The sequence below is a fragment of the uncultured Jannaschia sp. genome, from assembly GCF_947503795.1.
In the GTDB taxonomy this organism is placed as follows: Bacteria; Pseudomonadota; Alphaproteobacteria; order Rhodobacterales; family Rhodobacteraceae; genus Jannaschia.
This window is the reverse complement of the sequence record NZ_CANNEZ010000001.1, coordinates 1,824,791-1,839,844: the sequence shown is the minus strand read 5'-3', so window position 1 is coordinate 1,839,844 and position 15,054 is coordinate 1,824,791. Positions and strand designations below refer to the sequence as shown.

The following is a 15,054-nucleotide window of genomic DNA, read 5'->3' as shown; positions in this document are numbered from 1 at the left end:
GCCGGGCCTGCCGTCCAATGCGGGTCGCTCAGGCGGCGCGCGCCCGGGCGCGATCGATGGCGGCGATCACCTCGGGCTCGGCGCTGTGATGCGGCGCGTGGCCGATCCCGTCGAGCATCACGAGGTTGGTCTGGGGCACCAGCGCGGTGAAGGGATGGGCGTGGATCGACGCGGGCACGGTCTCGTCGGCGGTGCCGTGAACCCATTCGATCGGCAGGTCGAGCGCGGGGTAACGGCGCTGCATCTCGGCCACCTGCGGCTTGAGCTTGTTGAGTTGCCGGAAATTGGCACGGAGCGACCGGCGGCGGAGCGTCAGTTGCCCGCCGATATGCGCGGCATAGCCGGGCGGCGCGGATTGGGGCCGGAAGGTGCGCTCGATCACATGGTCGACATGGGTCTCGGGGATACCGGCCGTCAGCGCAGGCACGAGCGCCGCGCCGCCGGGCGCGGACCCGAGCGACGGGTAGAGCGGGCCGAGACCGCCGGGCCATTCCATCGCCACGGCCGCGACCAGCACCAGCGCGCGCGGCCCGCCCTGCAACGCCCAGGCGAGCGCGATGGCCCCGCCGAATGACTGCCCCAGCACCAACGGATCGGGCGCCCCCAGCCGGGCCGCCGTGGCCTTCAGCAGGGCCGCCTGTTCGGCCGGGCTCTCGGCGCGGGTCGAGAAGGCGTCGTCATAGGCCGGGTCCGTGCGCCCGGTATAGCCCATGCCGGGCCGGTCGATGGCGATGCAGCGATATCGGTCCGAGAGCGCGCCCATCATCGAGAAGGTGAAGTCCCGGCTGTTGCCGCTGGCGCCGTGGATCATCACGAGGTCCGGGCCGGTGCCGCGGACGACGGCATGGACCGGCACGCCGTCGATATCGTGGATCTCGCCTTCGGGGGGGAAGCGGGCCTCGAACGCGCGCTCCCGCGCCCGGGCCCGCGCGGCCACCGCGGTCAGCCCGAGGGCAGTGACACCGGCGGTGGCGAAGGGGGGCAGGTACATCGGCTTGGTCCGTGGCGGATGGTCGCCCATGGATTTAGGCGCGAAACGGGACGCTTCAACAAGACCCGACCCGGCGTCACATCCGTTCCGGCGCCTCGCCCAAGGTTTGCCGATGGGTGCCGATCAGCGCGTCGTCGAAGGGCGTCGTCTGGTAGATCTCGTTGATCCAGTTGCCGTAGAGCAGGTGCGCGTGGCTGCGCCAGCGGTTCTGCGGCGGCTTTGTGGGATCGTCGCCCGGATAGTAGTGGCCGGGCACGTTGATCGGCGTTCCGGCGGCGATGTCGCGATCGTATTCGCGCTTCAGCGTGTCGCTGTCATATTCGAAATGGTTGAAGATATGGATCGCGCGATGCGCCCGGTCCTCGATCAGGCAGGGGCCGGTCTCGGGACTGTCGAGAAGGACATCCATCCCCGCGGCCTCGATCGCGTCGCGCCGCAGCTCGGTCCAGCGCGAGACGGGGATGACGCATTCGTCCGAGAATCCGCGCAGGTAGGGCGAGGACGGCGCCTCGTTCGTCACCCGGAAGCAACCGAACGCCTTCCGGTCCAGCATGTGCTTCTCGACCCCGTGGAAGTGCCACGCCATCGCCATTCCGCCCCAGCACACGCCAAAGCTCGAATGCACATGGGTCTGGGTCCAGTCCATGATCCGGCGCAGCTCGTCCCAGTAGGTCACCTCCTCGAAGGGCAGGTGCTCGATGGGCGAGCCGGTGATGAGAAAGCCGTCGAAGCGCTGCTCCCGCACCTCCTCCCAGGTGTGGTAGAACGCCTCCATATGCTCGGGCGCGGTGTGGCGGGAGCGGTGCTCGGACATGCGGATCAGCGTCAGTTCGATCTGGAGCGGGGTGGCCCCGATCAGCCGGGCGAACTGCGTCTCGGTCGCGATCTTCATCGGCATCAGGTTGAGCAGGCCGATGCGGAGCGGGCGGATGTCCTGCCGGAACGCCGCCTCCTGGCCCATGACCATCACGCCCTCATCCGACAGGACGCGGTAGGCGGGCAGGTCGCGGGGCAGGGTGATGGGCATCGGCGGGTCTCCGGGGCTGGACGTTCGGAGTTAGGTGTCGCGCGCGCGTTTGCCAATGGCGTCGGCGACCAGCGCGATCACGTCGCCGGGATCGCGCACCCTCTCGACATCCGCCGAGGACACCTTGACCCCCCAGCGCGCCATCTTGGCATAGCGCGGCTCGCGGGCGTGGATCGCGGCGGCATAGGTGTCGCGCATGAAGGTGTCCGGGTCGACGTCGTCCCCGCCGATCCGGTCCCAGTGCTCGGCCAGGAACTCGGGGCGGTAGCACATCGGCTTCGGGTCGCGGGTGAAACGGTCGATCAGGGTCTGTGCGTGATCGGGCCGCCCCTCGATCCAGACGGGCAGGGTATGGGCCGCCAGCGTCTCCATCACCGGATCGGCGGGGTCGTCGGGATCGACCACCTCGACGATGGACCCGCCGGTGTCGCAGACGAAGTTGCCGTAACCATAGAGCGCGCGCGCCCGTTCGATGAAGGCGGGCGTGTCGAGGAGGGCGTTGACCTCGGCCCGCTCGTGAAGCTGCTGGCGGCGGGCGTATTCGGCGATGGGCAGGCCGCCCTTCGCGGGATCGCCGGGCTTGCCGAGATAGGTCGAGAGCGGCGTGAGGTTCTCGAAGGTGATGTTCGAGCCGATATAGATGCTGTCCGATCGCAGAAGCCGCGCGAGATAGGGCACGGTCATCGCGTGGCGCTTGAGCTCGTCGGCGATGTATTCGCCCATATAGGCGGTGCCGATGCGGTAATCGATCGAGTAGTGGAACCAGTCGCCGCCCGCGCGCAGGATCTGCGACAGGTGCGTCTTGCCGAGGCCCGACATCCCGAAGAACGTCACCCGCCGATCGGTCGCGTCGGTCCAGTCCTGTGGCGTCTCGTAGATCATGCCGACGGGTTAGACGCCCGCCGCCGTCGCCGCAACAGTCGCCCGTCGAGGATCACGAGCCCCAGCGCGAGCAGCGCGAAGCCGAGATAGACCGACGGGGCCAGAACCTCGTCCCGAACGAGCGCGCCGAGGACGATGGCGACCGGCGCGACGAGCAGGGTCACGAGCATCGTGTTGCCGCTGCCCGCGGCCGCGAGGATGCGGAAGTAGAGGAGATAGGCCAGCGCCGTGGCGACCACGGCGTAGTAGAGGATGGCGAGCCAGGTATCGGCCTGCGACGGGATCACGACGCCGTCAATCCAGAGCGCCGCCGGGATCATCAGGAGCGTCGATCCGGTCAGCATTCCTGCCGCCTGCACCTGTGGCGCGAGGCCCTTGAGGCGCAGCCGCGCCCAGACCCCGGCCAGCGCGTAGCAGACCGTGCCGCCGACGACCGCGAGCTGCGCCAGCGAGCGGAGGTCGAAGGCCGCGAGGTTGTGCAGCCCGATCGCCGTCGCGACCCCGAGAAAGCCGGTGCAGACACCCAGCGCGCGCCGCGCCGTCAGCCGCTCGTCGGCAAGGAAGATCGCGGCGGCGAGCACGCCGAAGATCGCCGTGCCCGCATTCAGGATCGAGGTCAGCCCGGTCTCGATATGGAGTTGACCCCAAGCCATGAGGAGGAAGGGCAGCACGTTGTTCAAAAGCCCCATGACCAGGAGCGACGCCCAGATCCGCGGATCGCGGGGCAGAGGCAGCCGCCGCACCAGCACCCAGACCCAAAGCACCAGCGCCGCGAGGCCGACGCGGAACGCGACGCTTGTGACGAAGGGGATTTCGTCGAGCGCGGTGCGAATGGCGAGGAAGCTGCCGCCCCAGATCAGGCCGAGCAGCGCCATCTCGGCCCAGACGCGGGAGGTGGGGGCGGCGGAGGTCATGGCCACGGCTTAGCGGCCGGCGCGGCCCGGCGCGACCCGGAAGATGCGGCCCCCCGAAACGCGAAACGCCCCGCCGGTGAGGGCGGGGCGCTTGCAGGTCGGATCGTGGAACCGATCAGAACTTGTAGGCGATCTTCATGCCGACCGCGATGGCGTCGTTGTCCTGGAAGGGGACGTTCGCCGCGCTGGCGGTCGCGTCGCCGATGTCGATGTAGCGGATGCCGCCCGAGATCTCGACATTGTCCATCGTGTAGCTGCCGCCGAGGGCGACGCTGCGGAAGCCGCTGGTCGGTCCGAGCGTGGTGCCGGTGCCGTCGCCGCCTTCGTAGCCGACCGAGATGGACGCCGCGAAGTTTTCGGTGAGCTGACGGCCGACGCCGATATTGTAGGTGATCGTGTCCTCGTCGAAGTTGACGTAGGTGCCGGTGGCGGTCGTCAGGTTGACGCCTTCCCAGCCGACCCAGCGGATCGAGCCGAAGACCAGCGTCTTGGGGGCCACGCCGGTCTGGAAGTCGAGGTTCACGCTCTCGGGCAGGTCGACCGAGAAGGCGGTCGGCGCGTTCAGGCCGACGACGCCGGAGCTCTCGGTGCCGGTGAAGTCGTTGGTGATCGACGAGCTGTAGGTCAGCGCGACGCGGAGCGCGATGTCGGGACGCTCGTAGGCGCCGCCGATGACGTAGCCCGCGGCCCAGTCGCTTTCAGCGTTGAGCTGGCCGATGCTGGCCAGCGCGCCCTCGAGCTTCTGGATACGGAGGCCGCCATGGGCGCTGAAGCCGTTGCCGAACTGGTAGCGGCCCAGCACGGTCAGCGCGTGAGAGTCGATCGTGGCGAAGCCGCCGGCGAACGGGCCGTCGACATAGCCGATATCCGCGCCGTAGGGCTGATCGTAGGTGATCGCGTAGCTCAGCGCGTCGGTGAGCTGTTCCTTGTAACCCATGCCGACCTGCAGGTAGCTGCGGGTCGCGTCCGAGGTGTTTCCGCCCACGAAGGTCGACGTGACGTCGGGTGAGATGGCGCCGAAGGACAGCTCGGCATGCGTGCCTTCCTCGAAGATGATGCCGATCGGCTGGCCGGAGCGGTCGATGCCACCGGCCTGAGCGGCGGCGGTGGCGGCGATGGTCGCGGCGGCGGCGAGTGCGAAGCGATTCATGATGTGTCTGTTCCCTCTGGTGGGGCGGCTGTGCGGAGGTGAGATCCGGTTCGCCGTGCCCTGCGCCCTGGCCCCCCTCCTCCGGGGGTTACGGCATGTGATGGGGACGGATGCGCAAAAGAGTCCGGTTCGGTCAAATCGGACCCTACGTCACAACTTCTTTACATAGGGTCACCCTGCAAATCGTTGCGAAGTGGCAACAATTTCGCATCCGCCCGCGCCCGTCCGCCCGTCGCGTTCAGGCCCGTTCGGCCAACCGGAGATTCGCCCAGGCCGCCCCGAAGACGACCGCGCCGCCGAAGAGGACCAGCGGATCGAGCGGTTCGGCATAGAACAACGCGCCGATCACCGCGATCAGCGGCAGGCGCGCGAAATCGATCGGCATGATCGTCGCCGCGGGGGCCAGCCGGAGCGCGTTCGTCAGGCAGAAATGCGCGGTCAGCCCGGCGAACCCGATCAGCACGACGAAGGGCAGGGCGGCGGCGTCGGGCCGCGCGATATCGCCGTCGTAGCCTGCCGCGATGAGGCCGAAGACCAGTTGCAGCACCGTCAGCCAGAAGAGGATGCCGGTCACGGTCTCGGTCCGCGTGAGGCGGCGTGTCAGCAGGTTCGTCACCGCGAAGGCGATGGCCGCGAGCCCCGCCCAGACCAGCCCGGGCGAGATGCTGCCCGAGAAGGGCTGCGCGACCAGGAGCACGCCACCGAAGCCGATCGCGGCGACGGCGTATTGCGCCGCGCGCACCCGCTCGCCCAGGAGGAGCGGCGCCAGCAGTAGCACCCAGAGCGGCGAGGTGAATTCCAGCGCGAAGACCTGCGCCAGGGGGGCCAGCGTGATGGCGAGGAACCAGAGGTTCTGGCCGGTGAAATGCGCGATGTTGCGCACCGTCTGGAGCGGCAGGTTGCGCGTCGTCACCGTCCGCAGCGACCCGGTCGCGGTGCCGATCGCCAGCACGACGATCACGCCCACGACCGAACGGTAGAGCATGATCTCGAACGTATCGAGCGTGACCGAGACTTCGCGCCCCGCGACGGCCATCGTGGTGAAGGACGCGATCCCGCCCAGCATCCAGAGGCAGGCGCGGACGGTATCGGACAGGCCGCGCGGCGGCGCGGATGCGGTCATCTCAGCCTTCTGGGGCCTGATAGACGCCCTGCTCCTTGAGCGCGTCGATCACTTCCTTGGGCATGTAGGTCTCGTTGTGGCGGGCGAGGATCTCGGTCGCGCGGAAGGTTGTGCCGTCATAGGTGCCGGTGCCCACCATGCCCTCGCCCTCGCCGAAGAGGTCCGGCAGGACGCCGGTGAACGACACCGGCACCGACGCGCCTCCATCGGTGACGCTGAAGGTGACTTCGGTGCCCGCGCCGCGCACCAGCGTGCCGTCCTCGACCAGCCCGCCGATGCGGAACACCTCCGACGGCGGGGGCGGGGCCTCGGCGACCTGGCTGGGCGAGCGGAAGAAATTGATGCCGTCGCGAAAACCGTAGCCGATCAGGGCGGCCGACCCGGCGAGGGCCACGGCGGCGAGGACGAGGACCTGGATCCGGCGGGTTTTCTTGAGCGAGCGCATCAGGCGGCCTCGAAGGTCAGGGGGCGGCGGAGGAATTGCGTGGCACGGTCCGACACCCGCGCGGGGTCGCCGGTGGTCAGCATCCGCGCCGAGCCGCCCGCCGCCATGGCCGGGCGGCGCGAGAGGTAGTCCGACAGGCTGTCGGCGACGATATCGGCTTGGCTGAAGACCGTGACGTCCGGCCCGAGCGCGGCCTGGAACGCCTCCTGCACCAGCGGATAGTGCGTGCAGCCGAGAATCGCGGCCTGCGGCTTCGGCATCTTGCGGTGGAGTGCGTCGACATGGGACCGCACCAGCGCCTCGGCCAGGATCATGTCGCCATCCTCGATCGCATCGACGAGGCCGCCGCAGGCCTGCGCTTCGACGTCCACGCCCACGGCGCGGAAGCTCAGCTCGCGCTGGAAGGCGCGGCTGGCGACGGTGGCGGGCGTCGCGAAGAGCGCGACCTGGTTCACCGCGACCTCGCGCGGCGGCGAGTTGTCGCCCCAGTCCCGCTCGGTCAGGGCCTCGATCAGCGGGACGAACACGCCGAGGACGCGCTTGCCCTCGGGCACACCGGCTTCCTGCATCCGGCGGAGTGCGGCGGCCGAGGCGGTGTTGCAGGCGAGGACGACGAGGTCGTTCTCCTCCCACATGCGGGTCACGGCGGCCTGGGTCAGGTCGTGGACGTCATCGGCCGTGCGCACGCCGTAGGGCGCGTTGGCGTTGTCGCCGTAGTAGCTGACGGCGAGGTCGGGCAGGCGGCGCGTCACCGCGTCCCAGACCGTCAGACCACCGAGGCCCGAATCGAAGATGCCGACGCTCATCGCGCGCTCCGTTCATTGCTTGGGCAGGATGTAACAACTCGGATCGTCGAGGACCATGGGGCGGGTGCGCGCCCATGGGCCGTACGCCGCTCCCCGAGCGCGCCCCCCGAACGCAAAGAAGCGCCCCGAGGGGCGCTTCCGAAACCGTTCACCGATCGGGTGCGATCAGGTGTTGGCCTTGATGAAGGTCACGGCGTCGCCGAAGGTCTGGATCGACTCGGCGGCATCGTCGGGGATCTCGATCCCGAACTCTTCCTCGAAGGCCATGACCAGCTCGACGGTATCGAGGGAGTCGGCGCCGAGATCGTCGATGAACGACGCATTCTCGGTGACCTTGTCCTCTTCGACGCCAAGATGCTCGACGACTTTCTTGCGGACGCGCTCTTCGACGTTGTCGCTCATGTCTCTACCTCGTCTTCGTTCCCCCAGGCGGGGGCAATCTCGCATGTGTGTGCCCCATGCCGGGCCATCCGGATCTGGTGCCGGATACCGGGCGGCGCAAGGGCCCCCGGACGTTCGTGCGCCGCCTATATCATGGGGGCGGGCGATGGCAAATCCTTTGTCGGATGACGTATGCGGCCCTCCGCCGGGCCGATTCAGCGAATGGAATCAGGCATGGCGGCACGTCCTGCACGCCGATCAGAGCATCGCCATCCCGCCATTCACATGCAGCACTGTGCCGGTGACGTAGGCCGCTTCGGGCGACGCGAGATAGCGCGTCGCGGCCGCGATCTCCTCGGGCGTGCCCATGCGGCCCGCGGGGATCTGCGCGTCGATCTTGGCCTTCTGGTCGTCGGTCAGCTTGTCGGTCATGGCGGTCGCGATGAAGCCGGGGGCGACGGCGTTCACCGTGATGCCGCGCGACGCCACCTCGTAGGCCAGCGACTTGGCCATCCCGACCATGCCCGCCTTCGACGCGGCATAGTTCGCCTGCCCCGGATTGCCCGTCGTCCCGACAATGGACGAAATGTTCACGATGCGGCCCCAGCGGGCCTTCATCATGCCGCGCATCACGCCCTTCGACAGGCGGAAGGCCGAGGTCAGGTTGACGTTCAGCACGTCCGACCACTCCTCCTCGGACATCCGCATGAAGAGGTTGTCGCGGGTGATCCCGGCGTTATTCACGAGGATGTCGACCGAACCCATCGCCTCGGTCGCCTGCTTCGGCAGGGCGTTGACCGCATCGGCGTCCGAAAGGTTGCAGGGCAGAACATGCGCCCGCTCGCCCAGCTCGGCGGCCAGCGTGTTCAGAGGATCCTCGCGCGTGCCCGAAAGGCCGACCGTGGCCCCCGCGGCATGGAGCGTGCGCGCGATCGCGGCGCCGATGCCGCCCGAGGCGCCGGTGACGAGGGCGGATTTACCAGTCAGGTCAAACATATGCGGGTCGTCCTTAAAGCGATTGCGCGGCGTCGGCCACGTCGGCAGGCAGGCCGATATTGCGGGTCTCGAGGCTCTTGTCGATGCGCCGGATCATACCCGACAGGGCCTTGCCCGCCCCGATCTCCCAGATCTCGGTGACGCCCTCTTGGGCCATGCGCATCACGCTCTCGCGCCAGCGGACGGCACCGGTGACCTGATCGACGAGCAGCGCGCGGACATGGGTCCCGGTGCGGACCGGCGCGGCGGTGACGTTGGCGACCAGCGGGACGACCGGATCGGCGATCTCCACATCGTCCAGCGCCTCGGCCATGGCCGACGCGGCCGGCCCCATCAAGGCGCAGTGGAACGGGGCCGAGACCGGCAACAGCATCGCACGCTTGGCGCCGTGGGACTTGGCGATGTCCAGCGCACGCTCGACGGCTTCGCGATGCCCGGAGATGACGACCTGGCTCGGGTCGTTGTCGTTGGCAGCCTCGCAGACGCGACCCTGCGCGGCCTCCTTGGCGACCGCTCGCGCATCGTCGAGCCCGAGGCCAAGCAGCGCCGCCATCGCGCCTTCGCCGACGGGCACCGCCGATTGCATCGCGTCGCCGCGCACCCGAAGGAGGCGCGCGGCGTCGCCCAGATCGAGCGCGCCCGCCGCCACCAGCGCGGAATACTCGCCCAGCGAATGCCCGGCCACGAAGGCGGCGTGCTCGGCGACAGATACGCCTTCGGATTCCAGCGCGCGGAGGGCCGCGATAGAGGTCGCCATCAACGCGGGCTGGGCGTTGCGGGTCAGGGTCAGGGTCTCGATATCGCCCGACCGGATCAGGCCCGACAGATCCTCACCCAGTGCGGTGTCGACGGCGTCGAAGACAGCGCGTGCAGCGGGATAGGTCTCGGCCAGTTCGGCCCCCATGCCGATGGTCTGGGCGCCCTGGCCGGGAAAGACGAAGGCTCGGGTCATGGTGATCTCCCTTGGGTTGCGGGCCGGTCTAGCCGCCGCGCGCCCCTGCATCAAGCGGCGCACGGCGCCTGTGCGCCCCGCAGCGTGGTCCCCCGCGCCGATCCGGCTATGGTCCGGGCGACACCACGAGAGGCCCGCCCCCATGTCCACCGCCCGCCACACCGCCCCCGGCAACACCGTGCAGACCTATGGCTGGGTCGCGCGGACCTTTCACTGGACGATCGCGGTTCTGATCGTCACCGCCGTCATCCTCGGGCGCGAGGCGCATCACGCGCCCTTCGCCACGGATGCCGAGCTGGCGCAGAAGGCATGGCTCTTCTCGTTTCACAAGACCGTCGGCGTCACGGTGTTCTTCGTGGCGCTGGCACGGATCGTATGGGCGCTGTCGCAGCCGCGCCCGCGCCCCCTCCATGACGGGTGGGAGGCGATGCTGGCCTCGGTCGTGCATTGGCTGCTCTACGGCTCGCTGGTGATCGTGCCGCTGCTGGGCTGGACCGAACACGCGGCGACGACGGGCTTCGCGCCGATCTGGTGGCCCTTCGGACAGGGGTTGCCCTTCGTGCCGCAGGATCCCGAACTCGCGAAGACGCTGGCCACGCTCCACACGACCTTCGTCAAGGTGCTGATCGGGGCGGTGCTCCTGCACGTGCTGGGCGCGATCAAGCATGCTGTGCTCGACCGCGACGCGACGCTGGGGCGGATGCTGCGCGGCACGGACCCGGGGCCATTGCCCACCGTGCGGCCCCACGTCCTGCCCGCATTGGCCGCCGTCGGGGTCTGGGCCGCGACGCTGGTCGTCGGGCTGGCGCTCGTCCCGGCGGAGGCGCCCGCGGGGCCGCAGGTCGCCGCCACCACGACCGCCGCGTCGAACTGGACGGTCGAGGACGGCACGCTGTCGATCACGGTCACCCAGCTCGGCGCGCCGGTGACGGGCAGCTTCGCGGACTGGTCGGCGGCGATCGACTTCGATCCCGAGCCCCGCGCCGACGGGACGCTGGGCGCCGTCGAGGTCGTGGTCGCGACCGGCTCGCTGACGCTGGGCTCGGTCACGGCGCAGGCGACGGGGGCCGAGTTTCTCGATGCGAACGGGTTTCCGACGGCCGGCTACGACGCGGTGATCCGGGCCGAGGGCGACGGCTATGTCGCCGACGGCACCTTCACGCTGCGCGGGACAGAGGTGCCGCTGATGCTGCCCTTCACGCTTGAGATCGAGGGCGACCGCGCGGTGATGGCGGGGGCCGAGATGCTAGACCGCCGCGATTTCGGCATGGGGACCGCCTATCCTGACGAGACCAATGTCGGCTTCGGCGTCACGATCGACGTGGCGCTGACGGCCCGGCGCGCCGAATAGGCGGGGGACACCGTTCGCACCCCGCTCTCTCGCAACCATTCCTTAACCCCTGTCGCCACAGGGCCCGGCATTAACCCATAGGCAACCGCCCGGCCCGACGCCTGTCCCCGCACAACGGGCTAGGGGGCCGACATGCAGACAGTCAGGCAGATCGCCGAGGCGATCGTCGCGCGGGAGGGCGGGTTCGTCGATGATCCCGACGATCCCGGCGGGGCGACAAAGTACGGGGTCACGATCCACACGATGCGGCGGCTGGGGCTGGATCTCGACGGCGACGGGGATATCGATGCGGGCGATGTGCGCGCGTTGTCGCGGACGCGGGCGGTGGACATCTTCGTGGATCACTACTTCCACCGGGTGCGCGTCGATGCGCTGCCCGAGGCGCTGCATGCGTCGGTCTTCGACATGTATGTCAATTCGGGCGCCAACGCCGTCCGCATCCTGCAACGGCTATTGGGTCGCATGGGCCATGCGGTCGCAGTCGACGGGCGGATCGGGCCGCAGACGGCGGCGGCGGCGCGCGCGGTCGCGGGCCAAGCGCCCGCGCATCTGGCGGATGCCTACGGGATCGCGCGGCGGAACTACTACTACGCGCTGGCCGACCGGCGCCCGACCTCGCGCAAATACGCACGGCGGCGGGATGGCGGGAAGGGCGGCTGGATCCGCCGCGCCGAGGACTTCATCTCGGCGCGCCACCACCTGACGGACGCGCAGCATCGCGAGAGGACGAAGACATGGGCCTGACGGGCAGCATCAAGGGGGTGGCCGAGATCGGGCGCCTGGCGCAGGGGCTGACCGAGGTCTTCGTGCCCAACCGCACGGCGGCGCAGGCGCTGGATCACGAGGCGCAGCGCGCCGCGCTCGACCAGCTCGAGGCAGAGTTCGGACGGTCGGGACGGGGCGGGTTCGACCACGCCGTGGACGGTCTGAACCGCCTGCCGCGCCCGCTGCTGGCGCTGGGGACGCTGGGCCTCTTTGTCTACGCGATGTCGGCGCCGGTCGGGTTCGCGGCGCGGATGCAGGGGCTGGCCTATGTGCCCGATCCGCTCTGGTGGCTGCTGGGGGCGATCGTATCGTTCTATTTCGGCGCCCGCGAGATGCACTACCTTCGCCGCCCCTCTGTGCGCCCACGTCCCGCGGCGGTGCATTCCGCGTGGGAGGCGGGACCGGCGCCCGAGACCGGGGAGGATGCCGACAATCCCGCGCTGGCGGAGTGGCGCTCGGGCCGGAGCTGAGCGCCGGCGTCGGGGGCCGGGGGACGCCCCCCGGACCCCCGGCTGCGGGCGCGGCATGTCGCTCCGGGGGGCCGCGCGGATCGCGTCGGCGGGTGCGAGGGGCCAGCCCCTCGCGCTCCCCGAGGTACTTCGGGCCAGAGGACGACAGGGCGTGCGGGCCGTGTTCCATCACGTCCCGGCCATGCGCGCAGACGCCCCATTGGCCCGGACGGTCCCGACCCATATACCGGTCGCATGATCATCGAACTCGGCCATTTCGCCCTCATCCTCGCCTTCGCCGTCGCCATCGTGCAGATGACGGTCCCCCTGATCGGTGCCTGGAAGGGCTGGACCGGGTGGATGGCGGTCGGAAACCCCGCCGCGACCGTGCAGGTCTTGCTGGTGGGGTTCAGCTTCGCGGCGCTGACCTATGCCTTCGTGACCTCGGATTTCTCGCTGAAGCTGGTGGTGCTGAATTCGCATACCGACAAGCCGATGCTCTACAAGGTCACGGGAGTCTGGGGGAACCACGAGGGGTCGCTCCTTCTCTGGGTGCTGATCCTTGCGCTGTTCGGGGCGGCGGCGTCCTGGTTCGGCGGGCAGTTGCCCGACACCCTGCGGGCCCGCGTCCTTGCCGTGCAGGCGAGCGTCGGCGTGGCCTTCTACGCCTTCATCCTCTTCACCTCGAACCCGTTCATCCGGCTGGCGACGCCGCCCTTCAACGGCGAGGACCTGAACCCGCTGCTGCAGGATCCGGGCTTGGCCTTTCATCCGCCGTTTCTCTATCTCGGCTATGTCGGCCTTTCGATGGCGTTCAGCTTCGCGGTCGCGGCCCTGATCGAGGGGCGTGTCGACGCCGCCTGGGGGCGCTGGGTGCGGCCCTGGACGCTGGCGGCCTGGCTCTTCCTGACGGTGGGCATCGCGCTGGGTAGCTGGTGGGCCTATTACGAGCTGGGCTGGGGTGGGTTCTGGTTCTGGGACCCGGTCGAGAATGCGTCCTTCATGCCATGGCTGATCGCGGCGGCGCTGCTGCACTCGGCCATCGTGGTCGAGAAGCGCGAGGCGCTGAAGGCCTGGACGATCCTTCTGGCGATCCTGGCCTTCGGCTTCTCGCTGATCGGCACGTTCATCGTGCGATCGGGTGTGCTGACCTCCGTCCACGCCTTCGCCAACGATCCCGAGCGGGGCGTCTACATCCTCGCCATCCTCGGCATCTTCACCGGCGGTGCGCTGCTCCTCTTCGCGATTCGCGCGCCGGCGATGCAGGCCAAGGGCGTGTTCGGCGTCGTGTCGCGGGAATCGGCGCTTGTGGCCAACAACCTCCTGCTGGCGGTCGCGTGTTTCGTGGTCTTCATCGGAACGATATGGCCGCTGGTGGCCGAGATGGCCTTTGACCGGAAGCTGTCGGTCGGCCCGCCCTTCTTCAACGCGGCCTTCACGCCCTTCGTGATCGCGCTCGCCGTGATCCTGCCGCTGGGCTCGATCCTGCCGTGGAAGCGGGGACGGGGGGCCACGTTGCGGCGGATGGTGCCGGTCGCGGTGCTGGCGCTGGCACTGGCCGGGCTGGTCTGGGCGCTGCAGACAGGGCGCTCGCTCGGCGGGCCGCTGGGAGTGGCGCTGGGCGTCTGGCTCGTGGTCGCGGCGGGCGTGGACCTCGGGTCGCGGACCGGTCGCGGGTCCGTCGGGTCGCGGCTGGGCCGCCTGACGCGGCTGCCGCGTGCGGACTGGGGCAAGGCGCTGGCCCATGGCGGTCTCGGGATCACGATCTTCGGGGTGGCCGCGCTGACCGCCTGGCAACAGGAGAAGATCGAGGTCATGGATGTGGGCGACCGCATGACCCTCGGGCGCTACGAGATCGTTCTCGAGGATGTGCGGCGCGTGCAGGGGCCGAACTACATCTCGACCCTGGCCCAGATGCATGTCTACGAGGATGGCCGCGATATCGGCATCCTTCCGGCCGAGAAACGGGTCTATCCGGTGGCGCAGATGCCGACGACCGAAGCCGGGATCGACAACGGGTTCACGCGCGACGTCTATGCCGTGATCGGCGATCCGCAGCAGGGCGGCGGCTACGCGGTGCGGGTCTATATCAAGCCCTTCGCCAACTGGATCTGGGGCGGTGCCATCATCATGGCGCTGGGCGGGCTCGTGTCGCTGTCGGATCGGCGGTATCGCGTCGCGGCGGGTGCACGGCGCAAGCGCCCGGTTCCGTCCGGCGGAGTGCCGGCGGAGTGAAGCTCGGGGCGATCTTGCTGGCGGCGCTGTTGGCCGCGACCCCTGCGCTGGCCGTGCAGCCCGACGAGGTGCTTGCGGACACGGCGCTGGAGGAGCGGGCGCGCGATCTGTCGAAAAACATCCGCTGCCTCGTCTGCCGCAACGAGTCGATCGATGAGAGCAACGCAGAGCTTGCGCGCGACCTGCGCCTTCTGGTGCGCGAACGGCTGGTGGCGGGCGACAGCGATGCCGAGGTCATCGCCTACCTGGTGGATCGTTACGGCGAATACGTCCTCTTGAACCCGCCCGCGAGCGGGTCGACGCTTTTGCTCTGGGGTGCGCCGCTGGCGCTGCTGCTGCTCGGCGGCGGGCTGGCCGCGGCGCATGTCACGCGCCAGCGCGCCGTGGTGGATGACGGGCTGTCGGACGCGGACGAGGCGCGGCTGAAGGTTCTCCTGGACGACGGTCGCGACGGCTGAGGCGCGGCTGCGGTCTGGCGCATCGGGCCCGGCTGCGCTATGGCCCCGGCACGGTCCGTGGGAACCGAGGCACCGCCGGCCGAGAGGTCATGCTGAACCCCGCGATACGCGCACGACACGATCCCCTCC

16 protein-coding genes are annotated in these 15,054 nt (G+C 69.5%); 5 read left to right on the top strand and 11 right to left on the bottom strand.

The genetic code is table 11. The annotated features are described in order from the left end of the window. Positions 1–28 precede the first annotated feature (28 nt). From Q0833_RS09610 to fabD, 11 genes are all read right to left on the bottom strand, one after another. A complete protein-coding gene (locus Q0833_RS09610; protein ID WP_298433237.1) occupies positions 29–1,021 on the bottom strand; it encodes an alpha/beta hydrolase in 993 nt (330 codons plus the stop codon). Between the two features lie 46 nt (positions 1,022–1,067). Continuing rightward, positions 1,068–2,018, bottom strand: coding sequence for a homoserine O-succinyltransferase (metA, locus tag Q0833_RS09605; protein WP_298433234.1), 951 nt, complete (start codon positions 2,016–2,018; stop codon positions 1,068–1,070). Between the two features lie 30 nt (positions 2,019–2,048). Beyond that, entirely contained in the window at positions 2,049–2,900 is an 852-nt protein-coding gene (locus Q0833_RS09600; RefSeq protein WP_298433231.1) for an ATPase, read from the bottom strand. Beyond that, positions 2,897–3,814 (bottom strand): DMT family transporter, encoded by a 918-nt coding sequence (locus Q0833_RS09595; RefSeq protein ID WP_298433228.1) that lies wholly within the window; start codon positions 3,812–3,814, stop codon positions 2,897–2,899. Before Q0833_RS09595 ends, Q0833_RS09600 begins: the two co-directional genes overlap by 4 nt. A 115-nt stretch (positions 3,815–3,929) precedes the next feature. Beyond that, positions 3,930–4,964: an outer membrane protein transport protein gene (locus Q0833_RS09590; protein WP_298433225.1), complete on the bottom strand. Its 1,035-nt coding sequence runs from the start codon at positions 4,962–4,964 to the stop codon at positions 3,930–3,932. Positions 4,965–5,202: 238 nt separating this feature from the next. Then, entirely contained in the window at positions 5,203–6,087 is an 885-nt protein-coding gene (locus Q0833_RS09585; protein ID WP_298433222.1) for a DMT family transporter, read from the bottom strand. 1 nt (position 6,088) lies between these two features. Beyond that, complete coding sequence (gene ccmE, locus Q0833_RS09580) at positions 6,089–6,532, bottom strand: cytochrome c maturation protein CcmE (protein ID WP_298433219.1); 444 nt, start codon at positions 6,530–6,532, stop codon at positions 6,089–6,091. Then, a complete protein-coding gene (locus tag Q0833_RS09575) occupies positions 6,532–7,338 on the bottom strand; it encodes a glutamate racemase (RefSeq protein WP_298433217.1) in 807 nt (268 codons plus the stop codon). Before Q0833_RS09575 ends, ccmE begins: the two co-directional genes overlap by 1 nt. Positions 7,339–7,503: 165 nt before the next feature. Further along, on the bottom strand, positions 7,504–7,740 hold the full coding sequence (locus Q0833_RS09570; protein WP_298433214.1) for an acyl carrier protein: 237 nt from the start codon (positions 7,738–7,740) through the stop codon (positions 7,504–7,506). Positions 7,741–7,977: 237 nt separating this feature from the next. Then, positions 7,978–8,715, bottom strand: a complete 738-nt coding sequence (fabG, locus tag Q0833_RS09565) for a 3-oxoacyl-[acyl-carrier-protein] reductase (protein ID WP_298433211.1) — start codon at positions 8,713–8,715, stop codon at positions 7,978–7,980. A gap of 13 nt (positions 8,716–8,728) precedes the next feature. Further along, entirely contained in the window at positions 8,729–9,667 is a 939-nt protein-coding gene (gene fabD, locus Q0833_RS09560) for an ACP S-malonyltransferase (RefSeq protein ID WP_298433208.1), read from the bottom strand. 142 nt (positions 9,668–9,809) lie between these two features. Between fabD and Q0833_RS09555 the strand changes: the two genes are divergently transcribed. From Q0833_RS09555 to Q0833_RS09535, 5 genes are all read left to right on the top strand, one after another. After that, entirely contained in the window at positions 9,810–11,018 is a 1,209-nt protein-coding gene (locus Q0833_RS09555; RefSeq protein WP_298433204.1) for a cytochrome b/b6 domain-containing protein, read from the top strand. A gap of 132 nt (positions 11,019–11,150) precedes the next feature. After that, complete coding sequence (locus Q0833_RS09550; protein ID WP_298433201.1) at positions 11,151–11,762, top strand: holin-associated N-acetylmuramidase; 612 nt, start codon at positions 11,151–11,153, stop codon at positions 11,760–11,762. After that, positions 11,753–12,253, top strand: coding sequence for a holin family protein (locus Q0833_RS09545; protein ID WP_298433198.1), 501 nt, complete (start codon positions 11,753–11,755; stop codon positions 12,251–12,253). Before Q0833_RS09550 ends, Q0833_RS09545 begins: the two co-directional genes overlap by 10 nt. Positions 12,254–12,487: 234 nt before the next feature. Next, a complete protein-coding gene (locus Q0833_RS09540; protein WP_298433194.1) occupies positions 12,488–14,467 on the top strand; it encodes a heme lyase CcmF/NrfE family subunit in 1,980 nt (659 codons plus the stop codon). Further along, entirely contained in the window at positions 14,464–14,925 is a 462-nt protein-coding gene (locus Q0833_RS09535) for a cytochrome c-type biogenesis protein (protein WP_298433191.1), read from the top strand. Before Q0833_RS09540 ends, Q0833_RS09535 begins: the two co-directional genes overlap by 4 nt. Positions 14,926–15,054 lie beyond the last annotated feature (129 nt).